Below are 18666 nucleotides of genomic sequence, written 5' to 3' on the forward strand. Positions count from 1 at the left end.
TCACACTGTCCACTGCCCTACTACTCTGCCGGGATGACGGTGAAGTTTTCCACCACCGCACGCGGATTGCGCGGACCACCCTCGATCCGCAGCACGGTGCGTGTGACGTGCTCGCTCACCACAGTGTAGTTCGTCACCATACCACGATACTGGCCGGAGAGCACTACGGAGTTTGCCGCCGGCTTGAGCGCCTGGCCCCACGAATAGACCACCACGCGGGGCATATCATCCACCTTCAGCAAGGAGAGTATCTGCTGCGGTATCCGTTCGATCGCCACGTCGTGCACACCGTAAAGCATGTTGCTGTCAAATAAGCTCAAGTACGGAGATTTATCATTTGGGGTGTCTCCCACCGACAATTGCGGGACAGAGAGTATGTCGCCCATCCGCACAAAGGCATTGGTCGTGACCAGCCCGCCACCGAGATTGGCCAATCGCGTGGAACGCGTCAGATTGATGCCGTCCACGATCTCGCGGAGCTGGGTGCCCGTCGGGTCCAGCAGCAAGTTTGTGTAAGTCAGCGTCGCCGTGCCGATGTTCGTCAGGTTCGCTGAGCTGTTAAAATCCATGGTGTTCGAAAGCACGAGCACATCCCCCAGAACGGCGGCCCAGGCTCCATAATTCGTCTGGTTCACTGAAAGCAAGCCGGATACCGAGCGGACATCCGTGGCCGTCGTGAAGAAATCGGGCAGGACCCAGTCATTCGTAGGATGGGTGAAACGGTTGTAAGCCCAACGTCTCCAGTCGTAATTCGGGTCTTGGTCCGGGATCGCACCGGCTTTCATGTACACCGTCTGCCAGGGCGTGCCACGATGCACCCGGCCCAGCCAGCCGATATTGGCGAACTTCTGTCCCGGGAAATCCCAGTCGTCCGCCTTGCGGATCTGCGGGTCTTTCACGCGGTACTCGTAAGTGTAATCGATCGGCATCGGCTCATCATACGGCAACACCGAGCTGCGGCCCCGGCCTTGACGCACACCCCATGGGCGATAGCGGTCGTTCACGAAGTTCAGGTTGTTCGTGACCAGTGGTGCGGAGCTGGGACGGATGAGGAACGGCAGCAAGTTAACACCGCCTTGGTCCCCCATGTCTTCCATCGTGTAATGGACGAGCGGGTCATTTGCCTGCCAGTAGTTCGTGAAAACGATCTTGGCCACGGCAGTGAAAGGCGTCTGCATGTTCGTACTGCTGGGCATGCGCACGTAATAAAGCGGGTTGCCATTCGGGTTGGAGTGATACGGTGCCACACCGGTCACCGGCTGGCCCATGAAGCGTTGGAACGTTGCTGTTCCCAGCAGCTTGTCCATCTGCGACTGGCTTTGCAGTCCGTAGTTGTTCCAATCCTGCTGGGAGATCGCGCGCCCTTGTAGCGTGTTCCTGCCCAAGGAGACATAGATCTGGTTGAGCACACCGCGGGTCACATGATTGCTGGTGGTGCCACCGATGCGATTGGTATCGAAGAGTTCATGCAAAAGCCCGGCATCCACCAACCCGGCCTGACCGGGGAAGGCGTCGGCATTGACAAGGTTGGCCATCACATCCTCCACGCCGAACGTGAAACTGTCGTAATTCACGAAATCCACCACCCGGTCGGAATCCCGGTCCATGATCGCCGCGAACATGCGGTTGGACATGCTCAGGCCCCAGCGCGGGACATAGAACTGCTGCCCACGCTCATAAACGACGTTCGTGCCCACCACGTTCGAGATGGTGACGAACTGGCCGGAGGAATTGAAGAATTGCGCGTCCGGCAGGAACACGTAATTCGTGTAGAACGGCAGGAAGAACGCGTTGCTGGTCCAGGCGTTGGCGGCGAAAGAGGCATTCGTCGCCATCGCAAATGAGCGGCTGCGGATGGCCCCGAACTGGTTCGTCAGATGCGCGAACACATCCAGACGCGCGAGGATGTCCAAGTTGCGCGGGTAGGCGTTCGTATAAGGATTCCACATCTCGCCACCGAGCAGATTGGAGATACCCAGCACGAACAACTGGTTCGTCTGGCGTAATGTCACCGGCGTATTCGTGTTCGCCTTCAACACTTCGAGCCGGCGGCTCACCTGGATCGCCGAACGCAGCGCGAACTCGTTGAAATTCGGATATCCCTTCTTCACCCCGATCACCCACGGCACGCCCCAGATGTTGTTCGTGATCACCTGCCCCACATAAGCCATGTTCGTGCTGGCGAATTCCCGCGTGATATACGGATAGTTCACCGGCGCCGTGTTGGTGACCTCCTCATAACGGACGATGGAGACAACGTTGTTATAATTCGTGAAGATCGGCCGGAAGACTGTGGGGAAATAAGGATAGCCGCTGATGTTCCGGTTCGTGGTCGCATCAAAGATGTTCGCCGTCAGTTGCAGCATGCGATGCACCGCCGCCGTGTAACGGTTGGTCGGATAGATCTCGATGTGGTTGGTGTGCGCGTAATCTGTCAGCGAGATGTTAAAATTGGTCCGCAGCAGGCGTTCCGCCGTTTCATTGAAGAAATTGGTCGCTTCCCAGCCGATGAATGCCGTGGGCGAGTTCGGCTGCCGGTTGTCGTAATTCAGATGCACCTTCTCGCCTGGCGGAATGGAGCTGACCGTGCCGAGCTGGGACAGCATGCGCGGGATCGTGTAACGATCATATGTGGATACATTCGTGCCAACCAACAGCAACCGTGTGGTAAAATCGTTAGTCATTGGAGGCGTGGGCGTGACCGCACCTGAGGAATAAGGACGCCCGCGGACAAACAGCTCGTTGAAATCAAAATAGGCGATCGATGTCGGATTCGTATTCGCACCGCCCGGCCACGAATCCGTAGGTACATCGTATTCTAATGTCGGCAACCGCAACCCGATCATCGGCTGCGCATACAGATAGTGGTCGATGAAATCATTGGTGATCGCGTAATCCCCCACGGTGCCGTATGAATAATCAACGGAAGCCAGGTTGTTGAAATTTGGGTTGCGGTAGGAAAGCAGCGCCTTCGCATCGATGAAAGCCAAGCCGCGATTGGCGACGGTATAGTTGGTATAATATTCGTAAAACGGTGCGGCCAGCAGGCTGATATTCGTCGTCCAGACATTCGGTGCCGCCCAGACGTTGGAGTTGATGTTCGCCAGCATCGCCGCCAGGTTCAGCTCATGGCTGCCCACGCCTTGGTTGCGGCGGAAGCTGGAGGAAAAGCTCGTCACCGGCGTGATCTTCTTGGCCTCATTGTGAAGGTAATTCAGATCCAGGCTCTTGCCGTAGGGCACGATCATCCAGGCGATGCGCCCCACGAACTTGTTGCTGCTGGAGTGCAGCCGGCGTTCACCACCGAAATTGGTAGGCATCGAGAACTGGAAAATGCCTTTCCACTGCGGATCGCCCACGTAATAATTTGTCGTTCCTGTCGCTGATCCGAATTCATTCGTCTCGGCCAGCCAGCCGGTGGGCTCGAAGAAGCCGTTGCGGTTGAAATCCAGCCAGAAGCGGTGCTGCCAAGGCTGGGTGGAATCAGCCAGATTAGTCCGCACATAAACCGGAGGACGTGCATCATAGATGAGCTGGCTGATGAAGTTCGTGACATTGGATTCCGGCACCGGATTCGCGGTGTCCAGCCGGTACGGGACGGTGGTCTCGGAGACGATCAGGTCATAGAGATACGGATTCGTGGTGGCGAGCATCCGGGCCACCAGCTCGGTTTGTGCTTCAGCCAGGGCGACACCGGCGAGCGTCTTGGCGTCCATCATGTCCTCGGACACGATCACGTTATCCTTCTCCCGCATGGTGACCGCCAGGAACACCACGGCCGTGAACGTGATCAGCGAAAGCATGATCAACGTGGTGACCAGGGCGACGGCGCTTTGTTGACGACGTTTCATTTAGTTGGCGTTCCGCACCGGGATGCGCGTGCGAAATATATGTACGGCACTGGAGCGGTTGGTTGTTTCCTGCAAAAATGCCCTCTGCACGCTGGGGTTCGGCATACTGCGTGCCTGCAGCAGCACCTTCGGCTCCAGCACTCCCACTTCCAGTTCCAGATAGGCTGGCAGGAAGGTGTTCGTGAACGAATAATTGGACGTATCCACATTGGACCCGTACGAATCGTAAGCCCGCAAAGCGAGATGGATCACCCCATCAGCGACCAGCTGGGCCGCATTCGGATTGTTGTTGGTATAGTAGTTGGCGAACAAATCGCTTGAATTGTGATAGTAATCGTTCGTGGTGTAGGAATAGCGGCGCAACGTTCCCACCCCGAGATTCGTATAGAGCATCTCATCACCATAATTAGTGGAGGTCTGCCCGACATAATACGCGATGCCCGTCCATTGCGATGTCTTGGTAAGGAAGAAAAACTCCTGCACCAGATTTGTGAAAAGATTGCTGCCCACCATCGAGTTCTGGCGGAAGCCGTTGATCTGGTTGCCGCTGCTCAGGACGATCGGGTGGATGTAGAGGTTCGTCCGTCCGTAGATGTTGGCCGCATGCATCTGCTCCAGATCACGCACCATCATTTCCATGAAATTGCGCCCGCCTTCCAGCACATCCTTCTGCGTGGTCGTCTCCAAGAACGCCTTCTGCGTCCGGTCGAACATCGAGTAGAGACCGAAGATGATGATCGTCAGCACGCTTATGGCCACCATGAGCTCCAGCAGCGTCAGAGCGCGCTGGCGGACTTGGCGGCGAATATGGTTGGTGACGGCTAGGTTCATGGCAGTCCGGTGAATTCGTTGGGACGGAAGCGGAAAAACCCGTTGATATCACGCTCCAGTTTTCCGGAGACGATGGATTGGAAGCTCTTACGTCCATTGCCCACCGTGTTGTTAGGATATACAGGCCAGCTCAGGTTCACGCGCAAGTTATAGAGATTCGCCTGAAACGCAGCACTCACATCTGCGCCTGAATTGGTCATGTAATTGGTCGAGAGGATCATCGGAGCGATATCCACGGTGACCAGGTAGCTGAAAGCAAAATCACGTGTGCCCCGGACCGGATCTTCCGTCAGGCGGTCAGCCAGCGGTCCGCTGTTGGCCACGAACTTGGCCTGTACCCAATTGCTGACGTACCCGCTCGGTGTATTCGTATCGATCACGAAACGTGGCGTGCTCAGGATGCCTGCGATGCGATAGGCGAGCACATTGGTCGCGATGGTCGCGTTTAAAAGGTCAGAGCGCTGGTAACGGCCTTCCAGGCCGACCACGGTGGAAGGAGGGATGTTCGTATAAGATTCGATCCATTCCAAGTTTTGCGCCAGAACGTTCACATTAGTCATACCGTTCTTGATGACTTCCAAGATGAACTGGCCGTCCTGGTTGATGATCGTCTGCTCGCGGTTGTCCCGCTGCACCTGCATGCCCGTGGGCAGGATGCCGATCACCGCGACGATCGCGAATGCGATGATAGCCAGGCTCAACGCCACCTCCACCATCGTGAAGGCCAGCGTGCCCTGCCGCAAGCGGAGGCTGCTCTTATGTGATGTCAGCTTCATTGTATCTGGGGCTGCAGGAATTTGCCGCGGCCCGTCAGCCAGTTGATCTCGATCTCGTGCGCGTAGATCGTGACATTTGTATAATTGACACCTTGGTTGATGCCGTTCGTCTCCCATTCACGAAAGACAACCGTCGGTGCATCTGGACGGATGACTGAGGGGAACAGGGGCGAATAAATCAGGCTGTCACCCAAGGCCGGATCGCGCTGGCGCGAGATGCGGGCCTCAGACACCTGCACACGGAAATTCTGCCCGCCCACGAGCTGCCCCATCGAATTGAAGGCAAGGTATGGCAGCCGGAAGGTCGCCGGCGTTTCCGCACTTGGGAAAGGAAAATTCCGGTAGCTGAAAGGGGTGACATACTGGCCGCTGATATAGTTCGTCCTGATCGGCAGAGCCGGGCTCTCGATGAACTGATACGGATGCACCACGACTCCCGGGGGCAGCTCTTTCCATTTGGTGAGATAGCGCGGTGTGTAACTGCCCGGCTGATCCCCAACGGAACGTTCCGAGAAGAGCGCATACCCGCTATATGTCATGCCGGAAAGATTCGTCACCGCCGTCCGGTCCAAGAAATTGGTGGAGTAAGGCAACGCAGCCAGATTGATGTTGAGGATGTCATCCGGCAGGAACACGACATATACAGTGGAGCGCGTGGCCATCGCTTTGGTGCGGGCCAAAGCCAGATCATCCAGCAACTGGCGACCGCCTGCCGAGAGTTTGTCTCCCGCTCCGAAGCGCGAAACGATCGGCGCCGCCAAACCCGCCAGAATACCGATGATCGCGATCACCACCAGCAACTCGATCAAGGTGAAGGCACGCAGATGGCGTCCCCCGGCCGGGTTCTGCACCCCGCCCTTGTCCGATTGTTTGCTGAGAGCGACGTTCATGGGATCTTATTTTATTTCCAGCTCAGGACGTTGTCCGTGTTCACACCTGCATCAGCGGAGATGTTCGGATCGGATTTGGCATCCGGCCCTTTGCTCCAGATCATCACGGGCCCGCGGAACACGAAATCATTATTGCTGGGATTGCCGGATTTGCTGAAGAGACCGTTCTGACCGTTGGGATCGGTGGTGACGCTCGGGTCCTTGAGCGAAACGCCCATGCGGGAGTAGAAGCCGTCCTGGGTCACACCATCATAGTTCGCGTCAATGGTGATGAAAAAGGGATTCTTCCACACATCACGGTATACGTTATCCGTGGGTCCCAAACCGGCCAGACGATCTGCGGACGCGCGTTTGGGATTGATGTATTCCTTCTTCTGCGGGTTGTTCAGGTGATTGGGGTTGTGCATCGTATGCGCCTGCCCCATGAGGATGGGCATGATCGCGGCGTTATTGGTTTGCCGCCCCACGAAATTGTTCACCACCACATCCGAGCCGGTGTACTCTGGCGAGCTGTCCGGCAGTAATAATCCTGAGGTGCCATAGGTGAAGTCCGGCTGGCCCGCACCGCGATTGTCCGCATCCATCGGCCAGATGCTATAGGTGGCCTTGAACGCGATGATGGACTGTTCCAACTGTGAAATCTCGTTCTTGGTCCGTGCGATCTGGGCTCTCTTTTTGGCATTACTCAAGGCCGGGATCAACATGCCCGCCAGAATGGCGATGATGGCGATGACCACCAGCATCTCGATCAGCGTGAAGCCGCGAGTATTTCCCCTCATGCCCGAAAATTTCACTTTTGCTTTCATGTTCAAAATCATTATTGCGGCGCTCTTTCCAAAGTGATCACGTCCTTCTCCCAGTTGCTGGCCCGGTAACGGTTGCCGCCCACTTCAAACTCGATCCACAGATCGAACCGCCCCTGATTGTTCGTCGGATTCGTGGAGACATAACGTACAGGATTGAACAAGGATCCGCTGGCATTCGTGATCATGTTCATCTCCACGTCTTTCACGCGGGCTTTGAGGAGACGGATGTTCGCCCCGTCAATCGTACGGAGGCTCTCCACATCGGTGGAATTGAGGGATTCAAGGAAGGTCTTGGACTTGGGAGACTCGGGGTTGTTCGCATCATGCGTCACGTTGCGCAGGCCATCCTGTTTAAAGTGATTGCGCACTTCATTTTCCAAGATGTTTTCAGACACCGTTTCATAACGGCTCATCGTAGAATTGAAGGTGGAACCCATCAGCTCGTAATAGAGCGGATGCACGGCATTGCGCTTGGGCAGGCTCAGGTCCGGATTGTCCAACGGGTAACTGTTGAACTGGGCGTGATAGGAATTGATAAGCGTGTCCAGATTTTCGATCTGGGCCTTGGCACCGGCTTTGGCACGCTTGACCATCACTCCCTTGACCACAGGAAACGTGATCCCCGCCAGGATACCGATGATGGCGATCACCACCAGCATCTCGATGAGCGTGAACGCTCCCCTGTTTTTCCCGTGTTTTTGGCTCAGCTTCATGTTGCCTGTGTTCAGATCAAAATCGAAATCAACGCTCTCCCAGTTCCTGCTCCATCCGCTCGCTTAACCACTGCTTGATCATGCTCTGGTAGTTCAAGTAGCGGGAACGCGCCAAACGCTTGATGCGCGCCAGCATGCGCGGGTCGATACGCAAGGTGATGGTGACGGACTCCGATGATTCGGAGAACGGCACCACGGACGTTTCCATGAGCCGGAGATCGGCCCGCGTACTGGCCCAAAAATCCGCCTCGGCCTCTTCGCGGTCGAACAGCGGCACATCTTCCCAGTTTGTGATGGCGTGCAGGCTCATGGTATATCGGGTTGGTATCGGCGGTTATTCACTTCGCCAAAACCTGTTCCTGTTTGCGTTGATAAAAGAATTGTTCCTCCGGCACAAATGTGCGGGCCAGTATGACCCGGATCATTTTGCCGTTTGTCCGGTAGACGCTGAAAATGCCGCTACCGCGAGTGGCCTTGCCCAAGTTGAAATAGCGCGATTGGACGGAGAAGCGGGGCGAGTCGGGCATGAGACGTACTGCAAATGGATCCTCAAAGGATTCTTCGATATCTCGCTGAGTCAGTTCTTCGGTGAACTCAAACGACGGATTGTTCCAATCAAATTCCATACACTATGTGGTTCGTATATGAATCGCCCATGCAATGTGATTACAATGTATTTACATCCCGATTGCCAAACTGTCAACTTGCAAAATGCTCAATAACCTTGGGAAACGGGAAACGCCAAAATCCAGCTAGCAATCGCCCTGCCAGATACTTAGACCAGTCTGGGTATGTCTTCTCACGCCCTTACCCGACATGCAACCCCTTAAATTCTGCCTTGTGAAGTGCCTGCGGCTGAGGATGATTCCTCACAACTATTGGCAGTGACCAGTGTTCCATGAATGACTACGAAGCCAGATTCGGTGGCATCGCCCGTTTATACGGGCGTGAAATGCTGTACCGGTTGCGTCAATCTCACGCCTGTGTGGTTGGCGTTGGCGGTGTCGGTTCGTGGGCAGTCGAAGCCTTGGCACGGACGGGTGTAGGCGAGCTTACCCTTATTGACTTGGATGAGGTTTGCATCAGTAACACCAATCGTCAGCTCCCTGCCCTCGCCTCCAAGATCGGCCAACCTAAAGTGGAAGTCCTCAAGGAACGCGTTCTCGCCATCAATCCCGAATGCCGGGTCAATGCCACCTTGAAGTTCTTTACCGCCACAACTGCCGAAGAGCTTCTGGCCATCTCCTACTCCGGCGTCTTGGACGCCATCGACAGTCTCAAGCACAAAGCCCTGCTCATCGCCGAATGTCATAAGCGCAACATACCCATCGTCGTCTCAGGCGGTGCGGGTGGCCGCCGTGATCCCACCGCACTTCGTTATGCCGATCTCAGCGAAGCGACCTATGACCGGCTCCTGCAACAGACTCGGAAACTCCTCCGCCAGAACTATGGTTTTCCCGGCGGTAAAAAACCGATGAAGGTGGATTGCGTATTCTCTCCCGAACAGCCGATGTTCCCGCAAAGCGATGGCTCCGTCTGCGAAGTCCGCGAGGAAGGCACCGATACGAAAATGAACTGCGAAAGCGGCTATGGTGCGGCGACGTTCGTCACCGGAGCTTTCGGCTTCGCCGCCGCAGCGAAGCTGGTGGAAAAGATACTGGCGCAGAAAGCCTGAAGAAATCCCAAATCCAAAACACCAAGCTCCAACTATCAAACACCAACCGGAGACTTCATTTTGATGTTTGAAGTTTCTCTGGCGTTTGGAGCTTGGGATTTAAGATTTTACTTCGGTATCTGGTTCAACGTGTACCAGAATGTATCGTGCCTAAGTTTCTTCCCGTCATCATTCGCCACATCCAGGCAACGCACCATCGTCACGTAACCCGTCTTCCACCCATCCACAGTCAGCTTCACTTTCAGGCGGTCTGCAGAGAGCGCGGCCTTGGTCACCTTGATGCCGGTGGAGCTGTTCTCCTTCCCTTCGTGATCCAATTCCGGCGAACCATACTTCTGATGATAGTGGTAGCCGAACTGGACCATATCATAACTGTCCGCCAGAGCACCGGTATCAGCCGCCACAGGCTCCGTGAAGGTCAGTTCAAATCCATCCTTCAACGCTTTCACATCCTTCACTTCAAACGGTGTCTTGCCCGTGAAGCTCACGCGATCGAGTGAATACTCCTTGGGTGCGACCGCCGCCCAAGCCTTGTTCTTGCACCCACCCACGTACAGCTTGCCATCCGGGCCGAACACGAGCCGGTTCACGCCGGAACCAAAACCTTTCGCGAACGGAAACACCGCCCCCTGCCACTCGCCATTCACCTTCTCCAACGCCACCCGCATCACGATGGCATTCTGAAAATCTCCCACCATCAACTGCCCGGTGAAAGGCCCGAAGCCTTCAGGAATCGTGTCAAAGCCGCTGACCGATTTCGCGAGGCTGTAAGGGAACCACACGGCTGGCGGATCAAATTGTTTCGGGGCATCGAAGTGCGTTTCTTTCGGCGAAGGCTTGGTAGAGGGAAATCCGAAAAACCTGCCTTGCTGCATGTGAGTGAGCTTGCACACGCCCACCCAGTTGCCCTGGTTCTCTGTCATGAAGATATCGCCCTGATACGTGCCGAAGCCATTCGGTGAACGTAGCCCATCGCAAAACGGAGCGAGCGTCTGCCCATCCGGCGTTAACTGCAGGCACCAGCCCATGTTAGGAATTTCATACAGTCCGCGATTGCCATTGCGCATCACGTACAAGTTACCGGTATTATCCTTCGCGGGACCGAAGCTGAAGTCATGATAATTCCCGGTGAAGCCCCAACCTTGGTTCAGACATTCAAAACGGTCTGCCTCGCCATTTCCATCCGTATCGATGAGACGGGTCAGCTCCTGCTTCTGGACGACATAAATGAATCCGTTGATGACCTTCACCCCGCCCGGCTCATTGAGCCCCCGGGCAAAACGGCGATACTTCGCCCCACCGGGAGTGCCTTGCGCCTGTTCAACGATGTAGACATCTCCCAACCACGTGGACACCACGAGATCGCCATTCGGCATAAAGTCCATTCCCGTCACCAACAATTCGATCTCCGGCGGCAGCGGAAACGCTTCCAGCTTGTACGCCGCATCCCCTGCTGGAAGCACGAAACCTTTCGCACTGGGAACGACTTTCACCGCGCTAGACATGAGCGCAGGCTCCTTGCTGTCCGGCAAACTCATGGCAGGCAATTGCAGCTCCGTCTTCGGGATGGCTTCGAGGCGGGCCAGTGCATCCGCCAAATTGTCCGCCACCAAGCTCAAGACTTCGACCGCGATGGATTGACGATGCACAGGGATGCGCACATAGATCCGCGTCTCCTCGCCTGAACCAGGGACCATATCCCTCACGCTGTCGTTCTTGTTTTCACGCCATACATACATCGGATAGGCGCTGGGCTCCGTACGGGTTTCCAATTTCAGATTGGCACTGGAGCGGGCCGTCACCAGAAGCACATTGGTACCGCGGTCAAAGACGAACATCCCGGCTGGCACCCCATTAGTGATGAGCGGATGCTTGCTGACATGCGCGGCAAAAGAGAGGCTGCGTTTGGTCGGGCTTATCTCCAGGCGTCTCTCCACCGTGCCCGGTCCGATCACCGGCCGGTGCATTGGAGTTTCATGCACGCGTATCACCTCTTTTTCACCAGTTATAAGCTCATACATGAGCGTGGTGCCGCCAGCTTTGGTGCTCAACCCGAGGTAACGGGATTTCGGCACCACATCCTCATAGCCCCGGTTCGCCATCAGTTCACGGATCAGCCAGGGAAAAACCGGCGGTTCTTCCCAGAGCGTTTTACCATTATAGTCGCAATAAAACCGGTCCTTCGCACCGTGATAAACCGCGCCCCAAAGGTTCAGTGTCTCCCCTTCCCAAGCCACATGTGTGCGCAGGAGTTCCGTATCGAAAGCCACGTGCATATTCGTGGAGAGTGGCACCACCACACTGCGGACAGCCTTGCTCATCGGCGCATTGCGGAACGGCATATCCGCCGGGTCATGACGCGGCGCGTAGATGTTCTTCGTCTTACCTTTCGATTCCCCCTTCTCATTCTCGGCAGCCAGCAGAAAAAATGAACTGCCCGCCACCAACACAAAAAGGATGGCGCTCACGCAATAACGGCGGAACCGCAAGTGACTCACAACGGTGAACATGTTCCTCATAACAAAGCCGCCGCACGCAAAACTGCCAAGTGAAAAGACATTCAGATCGCCGGTTTGACTATTTGAGGTTTTTGGTTCAACATCGCTTTTATGAGTACCATCAGTCCACTTCGCATGGCCCTTTGGGTTATCGCGATCATGGTTGCTTGTGGGTTGTTCGTTAGTGGTAGCAGCAATGAAGCGAACACGTTGATCGCCATCTCCAGCCTGTTGTTGATCACACGGAGCGAAATGAAAAAGCCTGTCTCCCGCCGCGACGGGCTGACAATCATCGCAATCATTCCGGGAATCTTCCTCTTGCAATTCTTCCTGTTTCAAAACTGGAGCAAAGAACAGATAGAAACCGTCATGACTCATCCGGCATTCGTCTTTCCGATGTGGGGATTGATTGTGGTTCTCTCCCTAAAGAAATGGCGGCGAGATCGCTTGGCTTTGGATTCACCCCAAGCCAGTTAAAGTTTTCACAAGCTTTTCACGTAATCCCACAAAGGCTGCAGGTCATCATCGTCTGTGGCCATCTCCTTCAGCACTTCTTTTCCCAAGACCTTTTCCACCAAGGCCAGCCAGCGTTTGGCCGTATTGATCTCCCCTAGCTGGCACTCGTAGCACGCCAGATTGTAAGGTATGGTGCCTTCTTTTGGAAAACGGCCGACCGCTTTTGAAAGCGCATCCCGCGCTTCCATGGTCTGCTTCATCTCATGTAGTGCGTAGGATTGGTGGATCCAACCGGCGACGCTATCGGGATAACGCGTGACCATCTGGCGTGCGGTTGCAAGCGCCTTGGGCCAGGCTTTCTCTGCTGCATAAAGATCCCACAGGAGGTTTAGCACATCGGGATGTTCGTTCCAACGCGGCAATATCTCCTCAAGCTCAAGCCACGATTCCTCCGCATTGCCCAGTTCCAACCAGCCCCGGGCGGCATTCAAATGATGTATGTCAGGCGGCTCGATCGCGTCCACACACAATCCAATATTGCATCCGGACGCGTTTGGCAAAATGCTTCTGCGTGATGCGTCACCCAAGCCAAGTCTTCTCCGCCCTGCTGATCACCACCTGTCTCTGCTGGTTCAATGCCGTGCGGGCGCAAGCACAGACAAACTCCGCCACCTCATCCGACCAGCTCAAACAACGCCTTACGCAATTCGTGCAGCAACCTCGCTTCGCCTCCTCCCAATGGGGCATCCAGATCAAATCCCTCGATACGGGCAAGCTGGTGTTTGAGCATGATTCGCAGAAACGCCTGAAACCTGCATCCAACAACAAACTCTATACAGGTGCGCTGGCTTTGGAGGAATTAGGACCGGACTACCGCATCATCACTTCTATCGCCGCAAAAAAGAAACCTTCCAAGAGCGGCACGTTAAGCACCGACCTCGTCATCATCGGACGCGGTGATTTCTCTTTCTCCTCCCGCTTCCACGAGGGCGATCGCGAAGCTGCATTGCGCCCGCTTATCGACGCGATTGTGTCTACTGGCATCAAGCGCATTCATGGCGACATCGTGGCCGATGAAAGCTTCTTTCGCGGTCCCTCCTTCGGCAATGCGTGGACGTGGGATGATCTGCAATATTATTACGGTGCCGAAGTCTCCGCCTGCACGTATCAAGACAACACCGTGGACCTTGCCATCACGCCCGGCAAAAAACTGGGCGATACTGCGCACATCGAACTGAAACCGTTCACACCTTTGCTGCAATTCATCAATCGCGTGCAGACCGCCGCGACGAATGCGCGCGCTTCCATTACTGTCACGCGTGAGCCGGGCTCCAACCTTGTTACCGTTACGGGTCGCGTGCCTTTGGGCGGCAAGGCCGTGGAAGAAGCCGTCACCGTGCCCCGCCCTGCCCTGTGGTTCGCGCAAGCGGTGAAAGATGCGCTGATCAAGCGTGGCATCCCAGTGAAAGGCGACGTGCGCCGCATCACCGCGGATGACAAAGCGGGCAGTCTCAGCAAGCCGGATGATTTGATCGAACTCACCAGCGTTTCCTCCCCGCCGATGCGAGAACTGGTGAAGCACATGATGAAGCCCTCACAAAATCTCTACGCGCAACTGCTCCTCCTCCAAGTCGCCGCGCGTCATGCGGATCACGCGAAAGATTTATCCGCCACCACTGAAGACATCGGCGTGCGTCGCATGAGTGCCTTCATGCAAAAGATCGGTGTGACCGCTGGCGATGTATTGATCGAAGAAGGCTCTGGCCTTTCACGCGGCGCACTCGTCACGCCACGCGCCACGGTGAAGTTGCTCGAATACATGGCCAAGCATACTTACAAGGACGCTTACCTCGATTCACTGCCCATCGCAGGGAAAGATGGCACGTTGCGTCTGCGTATGAAAGGCACGCTCGCGGAAGGCAACGTACAGGCAAAGACCGGTTCACTGCGTTATGTGAATGCGCTCTCCGGTTATGTGACCAATCGCACCGGCGAACGCTTCGTCTTCTCCCTACTCTCTAACGCACACATCGCGCCGGTGAATGGACCATCGGCACGGAATGATCTGGATCAGATTGTCCTGTGGTTGGCGGAGTCGGGGTTTAAGACGGTGAAGTAGTGCTGGATAGCATAAGTCAGTGGAACCGATTGCCTAATCCATCGGTTTCTCCTTGCACGAATACTGAGCACCTCGCTAGCGTTTTTAATATCAAAAAGAAGCGAGGGAAAACATATGGACATAGATTTCATCAATAACCACTGGAAAGAAATGGTAGAAAAATATGGAGCAATGATGCAGAGGGAAGAGACTCCAAAAATTTTCCCTGTTGATGCAAAACTATTGCCATATCCCAAAGAACAATTATTACAGGCATTCTTCGTGTTTTTTCTCTGTACTGGATCGAAAGAAATGAGATTTAAAGCAATGGATGCAATCGACTCTATTTGTCGTTATCAAGATGGGATAGGCGACAGTTTAGATGAACATAGTCCCGAGAAAGTCTCATCATTTTTGGAAGCCTGCCAAAGAGATTGGATTATAGCATTAGGGATGCTTGCTAAATCTGCCGATTCACTTGGGCGTAAAGAGGACTTTGCTGAGGCCTTCCAAGTTTGCTTAAAAATACGAGACGCACGAATGGAAGTCATGAAAAGCAAGATGGCTAAGATGGATAAATTAGTCGCAAAATTTTATCATCTAACGCAAACACCTCCCCCGGCTTCAACTTCTTAGCCTTCAGCCATGGCTAAGAAATTCAGGGCCTTGCGCATATTCAGACTTCAAAATCTCTACTTGTAAGTTGCAGTCGTTACGACGGCCTTTGACGTTTGAAACTCGCAGGCTTTGACGGCGGGAGCGCTGAGGACAGACACGCCCTACCTACGCACTTAGCAAATTTTGCTCTCGCCATTCTCCCCAACCTTTCAAAAAATCTTAAATCAGACACTTGACTCTTATTTACTTAGCTGAAACTTTACCGACTAGACGGTTTTCTACCGTCTGGTAAGTAAAGTTATGAGCCGCCCAAGTTCCAAGGACGCCATTCTCGACGCCGCTGAGTCGGTCGTGCGGGAGTCCGGTGCTGTCCATATGACCCTTGATGCGGTGGCCGAACGGGCTGGTATCTCCAAAGGCGGCTTGCTCTACAACTTCCCCACCAAAGAATCCCTGCTGGAAGCCATGATTGCTCGCCAAGTGGGCAAGTGCGAAGCCCAACGGGCGGAAGCTGCTCTCCAAGCCGGTGGTGATGCTGCCATGAAACTGCGCTCATATGTGGATGCCGCGTTTCAGGTGGAAGGCGGCATGCGTGAGACCTGCGCTCCCCTCCTCGCCGCCGGGGCGAACAATCCCAAGCTGCTTGATCCCGTGCGTGCCCATTATCGCCGGGTGTTCAAGGAGTTCCAGGATTCCGATGTCGATTTTGATGACGCCATGATGGTGATGATGGCGGCCGATGGTTTGTGGCTCCTGGAGATGCTGCAAATCTTCCCCTTGGACGATGCCCAGCGTGCGCGCTTTCATGCGAAGCTGCTCGCCATGTCCGATCAGACGGTCCAGATCCGCTTTAAAAACTAGTCCCTTTTATGCCCAAGAAGGTATTGAACCGACGTCAGCTTTCTGCCGCCACGATGGCCTTGGTGGCTGGAATACTTGCCACTTCGTGCAAACTTGGTCCCGAATACACCCGCCCCAAGGTGGAAGCCCCCGAAGCCTGGCGCTGGAAGACCGCCGAGCCGAAGGACCACGTGCCACGTGGTGAATGGTGGACAGTCTTCAACGACCCCGCCCTGAACGAACTGCAAGCGAAGGCAGCGGAAGATAACCTCTCCCTCCAAGCCGCGTTCCAACGCGTGGAGCAAGCCCGCGCGAACGCTCGCGTCTCGCGTTCCAGCTTTTATCCTTCGGTGAATGGCGGCGCAAACTGGGCGCGCTATCGCACGTCCGCGAATGCGCCCGCGCCTATCCCCTTCCCCGTGCCGAGCTTCACGCAGTCGCAATGGACGGTGCCGTTCGATCTCAGCTACGAGGTCGATCTGTGGGGCAAGGTGAAGCGCTCGTTCCAGTATTCGCAGCAACTCGCGCTCAGCTCCGTGGCCGCGCATCAGACGGTGTTGCTCGGTCTGCAAGCAGATGTGGCATTGAACTACTTCGCGCTGCAATCGCTGGATCGTGAGATCGAATTGTTGAATCGCGCCATCGAGTTGCGTCGGGAAGCGCTGAAAATTTTCGATCAACGCCTTGGCGCAGGCATCGGCAGTGAATTTGAAGTGCAACGCGCGAAAGTGGAAGTCGCCTCGGCGGAAGCGGACCTTGGTGCTGCGCAACGCAATCGTGCGGCGATCATCAACACGCTCGCCCTGCTCTGCGGCACGACGGCTTCGAAGTTCGAAGTCAAAGTCACGCAAGGACCGGCGAAGATCCCGCAGATCGCGCCCGACTTGCCGTCCAGCTTGCTGGAGCGTCGTCCGGACGTGGCGGCTGCTGAGCGTGATATGGCAGCGAAGCTGCACCAGATCGGTATCGCGCAAGCCGCGAGCTTCCCTTCTGTGCGCCTCACAGCCGGTGGCGGTTATCTGAGCGGTGAGTTGACCGATCTCTTTGATTGGAACAGCCGCACTTGGTCACTCGGACCGGGCGTCACGATTCCAATCTTCGCCGGTGGTCGTAACAAAGCGAACGTGGAGCGCACGCGCGCGACGTATGAAGAGAGCGTGCTAAACTACAAGCAAAGCATCCTCGTCGCGTTCAAGGAAGTGGAGGACAGCCTCTCCGCCCTGCAATTCCTCAGCGGCGAAGCGCATTCCCGCAATGAAGCCGCGAATGCTGCCACCTCTGCGGCGAAGCTCTCGCTGGATCGTTATGGCGCTGGCTCCATCAACTTCCTCGAAGTGATCGATTCTGAAAACGCCCGGCTCATCAATGAGCTGGCGCGTGTCCGTGTAGCGAATGAACAAGTCCTCGGCACCGTCCGGCTCATCAAGGCCCTCGGCGGTGGCTGGGAATAATTTCTGAATTTTGAACCTGAAAACACACCGTATGTTGAAACCTGCCCGTTCCCTGTTTTTCGCGTTGCCGCTCGTCGCGGTCACCGGTCTGGTCCTGACCGGGTGCAAGCAATCTGGTGGTGATGCCCCACCGCCGCAACCGCCCACCGGCGTGATCTTCGGCAAGCCCGTCATCGAAGCTGTGGAAGATACCGTCACTGCCGTCGGTTCCATCGAGGCCAATGAACGCGTCGAGATCAAGCCGGAGGTGTCCGGCCTCATCCAGACCATCCTCTTCAAAGAAGGTGATTTGGTGAAGAAAGGCGCGAAACTGTTCGAGCTGGATTCCAGCAAGGAAGCCGCGCAAGTCGCCCAGGTGAAGGCTGAGGAAGACCTCGCCCGCCAAAACGCTGATCGCGCCAAACAACTCGCGGGCACGAAGGCCATCTCCCAACAGGAAGTGGACCAACTCGCCAGCCAGGTGAATGTGCGCAAGGCCACGCGTCAGGTGGAGGAAGAACGCCTCGCCGATCGCGTACTTTACGCGCCGTTTGATAGCATCGCCGGTCCGCGCATGGTGAGCTTGGGGCAATTCGTCAACGCAGGTGGCACTCTCGTCACGCTCGTGGATCTCTCCAAGGTGAAGATCACCTTCCGCATCCCGGAACGCCAGCTCGCTCATGTGAAAGTGGGACAGGAAGCACGCGTCCGCGTGGGTGCATATGGTGACAAGGTGTTCACCGGCAAGGTGGATCTCATCAATCCCGAAGTCGATGCCACCACGCGCACGGCGCAGATCCGTTTGCTCGCGGAGAATGCAGAAGGCTTGCTCAAGCCCGGCATGTTCGCCCGTGTGGAACTGGTCACAGGCCGTCGCGATAATGGCGTGGTCATTCCGGAAGGCGCACTCGTCGCCGGTCTGGAATCCTTTTCCGTCTATGTCGTCACCAATGGCACGGCTCGCGTGCAACCGGTGAAACTCGGTGTGCGCATGCCCGGCAAGGTGGAGATCGCCTCCGGCCTCGTCGTCACGCAAGAGATCGTCGTAAGCGGCACCCAGAAACTTGTTGATGGTGCCAACGTGGTGCACAGCCCGGATGCTCCGGCGGAAGGCACCAATGCCCCTGCAACGGCTCCGGCTGCTGCTCCTGCCACCAATTCCCCGGCTGCCAAATAACTTTGTC

General features: G+C 55.7%; 17 protein-coding genes. 7 read left to right on the plus strand and 10 right to left on the minus strand.

The features are described 5' to 3' along the window. Positions 1-20: 20 nt before the first annotated feature. Genes VGH19_07920 through VGH19_07955 form a run of 8 tightly spaced genes read right to left on the minus strand, consistent with a single transcriptional unit; the run spans position 21 to position 8493 of the window. Entirely contained in the window at positions 21-3851 is a 3831-nt protein-coding gene (locus VGH19_07920) for a hypothetical protein (GenBank protein ID HEY1171276.1), read from the minus strand. Further along, complete coding sequence (locus VGH19_07925; protein ID HEY1171277.1) at positions 3852-4682, minus strand: type II secretion system protein; 831 nt, start codon at positions 4680-4682, stop codon at positions 3852-3854. Continuing rightward, complete coding sequence (locus tag VGH19_07930; protein HEY1171278.1) at positions 4679-5458, minus strand: hypothetical protein; 780 nt, start codon at positions 5456-5458, stop codon at positions 4679-4681. Before VGH19_07930 ends, VGH19_07925 begins: the two co-directional genes overlap by 4 nt. Next, on the minus strand, positions 5455-6348 hold the full coding sequence (locus VGH19_07935; GenBank protein ID HEY1171279.1) for a prepilin-type N-terminal cleavage/methylation domain-containing protein: 894 nt from the start codon (positions 6346-6348) through the stop codon (positions 5455-5457). The genes VGH19_07930 and VGH19_07935 overlap by 4 nt, the downstream gene beginning before the upstream one ends. Before the next feature lie 11 nt (positions 6349-6359). Beyond that, positions 6360-7154: a type II secretion system protein gene (locus VGH19_07940; protein ID HEY1171280.1), complete on the minus strand. Its 795-nt coding sequence runs from the start codon at positions 7152-7154 to the stop codon at positions 6360-6362. An 11-nt stretch (positions 7155-7165) separates the two neighbouring features. Further along, entirely contained in the window at positions 7166-7867 is a 702-nt protein-coding gene (locus VGH19_07945) for a prepilin-type N-terminal cleavage/methylation domain-containing protein (GenBank protein ID HEY1171281.1), read from the minus strand. A gap of 28 nt (positions 7868-7895) precedes the next feature. Next, the gene (locus VGH19_07950; protein ID HEY1171282.1) at positions 7896-8177 is read right to left on the minus strand and encodes a CopG family antitoxin; all 282 of its coding nucleotides are present in this window, start codon (positions 8175-8177) and stop codon (positions 7896-7898) included. A gap of 28 nt (positions 8178-8205) precedes the next feature. Beyond that, positions 8206-8493 (minus strand): hypothetical protein, encoded by a 288-nt coding sequence (locus tag VGH19_07955; protein HEY1171283.1) that lies wholly within the window; start codon positions 8491-8493, stop codon positions 8206-8208. Positions 8494-8765: 272 nt separating this feature from the next. Here VGH19_07955 and VGH19_07960 point away from each other — a divergent pair, with 272 nt between their 5' ends. Beyond that, positions 8766-9542: a tRNA threonylcarbamoyladenosine dehydratase gene (locus VGH19_07960; GenBank protein HEY1171284.1), complete on the plus strand. Its 777-nt coding sequence runs from the start codon at positions 8766-8768 to the stop codon at positions 9540-9542. A gap of 107 nt (positions 9543-9649) precedes the next feature. Here the strand turns inward: VGH19_07960 and VGH19_07965 are convergent, their stop codons facing one another. Next, on the minus strand, positions 9650-12010 hold the full coding sequence (locus VGH19_07965) for a hypothetical protein (protein ID HEY1171285.1): 2361 nt from the start codon (positions 12008-12010) through the stop codon (positions 9650-9652). Between the two features lie 141 nt (positions 12011-12151). On the opposite strand from VGH19_07965, the gene VGH19_07970 reads away from it, so the two are divergent. Then, complete coding sequence (locus VGH19_07970; GenBank protein HEY1171286.1) at positions 12152-12517, plus strand: hypothetical protein; 366 nt, start codon at positions 12152-12154, stop codon at positions 12515-12517. 5 nt (positions 12518-12522) lie between these two features. Here the strand turns inward: VGH19_07970 and VGH19_07975 are convergent, their stop codons facing one another. Next, a complete protein-coding gene (locus VGH19_07975) occupies positions 12523-13020 on the minus strand; it encodes a tetratricopeptide repeat protein (protein ID HEY1171287.1) in 498 nt (165 codons plus the stop codon). 50 nt (positions 13021-13070) lie between these two features. On the opposite strand from VGH19_07975, the gene dacB reads away from it, so the two are divergent. The 5 genes from dacB (at position 13071) to VGH19_08000 (ending at position 18659) form a co-directional block, all read left to right on the plus strand. After that, complete coding sequence (dacB, locus tag VGH19_07980; GenBank protein ID HEY1171288.1) at positions 13071-14615, plus strand: D-alanyl-D-alanine carboxypeptidase/D-alanyl-D-alanine-endopeptidase; 1545 nt, start codon at positions 13071-13073, stop codon at positions 14613-14615. A 114-nt stretch (positions 14616-14729) separates the two neighbouring features. Beyond that, on the plus strand, positions 14730-15230 hold the full coding sequence (locus tag VGH19_07985; protein ID HEY1171289.1) for a hypothetical protein: 501 nt from the start codon (positions 14730-14732) through the stop codon (positions 15228-15230). Between the two features lie 282 nt (positions 15231-15512). Next, positions 15513-16073: a TetR/AcrR family transcriptional regulator gene (locus VGH19_07990; GenBank protein HEY1171290.1), complete on the plus strand. Its 561-nt coding sequence runs from the start codon at positions 15513-15515 to the stop codon at positions 16071-16073. An 8-nt stretch (positions 16074-16081) separates the two neighbouring features. After that, positions 16082-17503 (plus strand): efflux transporter outer membrane subunit, encoded by a 1422-nt coding sequence (locus VGH19_07995; GenBank protein ID HEY1171291.1) that lies wholly within the window; start codon positions 16082-16084, stop codon positions 17501-17503. A 31-nt stretch (positions 17504-17534) separates the two neighbouring features. Further along, positions 17535-18659: an efflux RND transporter periplasmic adaptor subunit gene (locus tag VGH19_08000; protein ID HEY1171292.1), complete on the plus strand. Its 1125-nt coding sequence runs from the start codon at positions 17535-17537 to the stop codon at positions 18657-18659. Positions 18660-18666 lie beyond the last annotated feature (7 nt).

The organism is Verrucomicrobiia bacterium (assembly GCA_036405135.1).
Classification (GTDB): domain Bacteria; phylum Verrucomicrobiota; class Verrucomicrobiia; order Limisphaerales; family JAEYXS01; genus JAEYXS01.

What these genes read in the sequence shown, in the direction of transcription:
- VGH19_07995 (HEY1171291.1), top strand. Translation starts at nt 16,082, where the DNA reads ATGCCCAAGAAGGTATTGAACCGACGTCAGCTTTCTGCCGCCACGATG.
- VGH19_07935 (HEY1171279.1), bottom strand. Translation starts at nt 6,348, where the DNA reads ATGAACGTCGCTCTCAGCAAACAATCGGACAAGGGCGGGGTGCAGAAC.
- VGH19_07940 (HEY1171280.1), bottom strand. Translation starts at nt 7,154, where the DNA reads ATGAAAGCAAAAGTGAAATTTTCGGGCATGAGGGGAAATACTCGCGGC.
- dacB (HEY1171288.1), top strand. Translation starts at nt 13,071, where the DNA reads ATGCGTCACCCAAGCCAAGTCTTCTCCGCCCTGCTGATCACCACCTGT.
- VGH19_07985 (HEY1171289.1), top strand. Translation starts at nt 14,730, where the DNA reads ATGGACATAGATTTCATCAATAACCACTGGAAAGAAATGGTAGAAAAA.
- VGH19_07920 (HEY1171276.1), bottom strand. Translation starts at nt 3,851, where the DNA reads ATGAAACGTCGTCAACAAAGCGCCGTCGCCCTGGTCACCACGTTGATC.
- VGH19_07930 (HEY1171278.1), bottom strand. Translation starts at nt 5,458, where the DNA reads ATGAAGCTGACATCACATAAGAGCAGCCTCCGCTTGCGGCAGGGCACG.
- VGH19_07970 (HEY1171286.1), top strand. Translation starts at nt 12,152, where the DNA reads ATGAGTACCATCAGTCCACTTCGCATGGCCCTTTGGGTTATCGCGATC.
- VGH19_07950 (HEY1171282.1), bottom strand. Translation starts at nt 8,177, where the DNA reads ATGAGCCTGCACGCCATCACAAACTGGGAAGATGTGCCGCTGTTCGAC.
- VGH19_07990 (HEY1171290.1), top strand. Translation starts at nt 15,513, where the DNA reads ATGAGCCGCCCAAGTTCCAAGGACGCCATTCTCGACGCCGCTGAGTCG.
- VGH19_07945 (HEY1171281.1), bottom strand. Translation starts at nt 7,867, where the DNA reads ATGAAGCTGAGCCAAAAACACGGGAAAAACAGGGGAGCGTTCACGCTC.
- VGH19_08000 (HEY1171292.1), top strand. Translation starts at nt 17,535, where the DNA reads ATGTTGAAACCTGCCCGTTCCCTGTTTTTCGCGTTGCCGCTCGTCGCG.
- VGH19_07955 (HEY1171283.1), bottom strand. Translation starts at nt 8,493, where the DNA reads ATGGAATTTGATTGGAACAATCCGTCGTTTGAGTTCACCGAAGAACTG.
- VGH19_07960 (HEY1171284.1), top strand. Translation starts at nt 8,766, where the DNA reads ATGAATGACTACGAAGCCAGATTCGGTGGCATCGCCCGTTTATACGGG.
- VGH19_07925 (HEY1171277.1), bottom strand. Translation starts at nt 4,682, where the DNA reads ATGAACCTAGCCGTCACCAACCATATTCGCCGCCAAGTCCGCCAGCGC.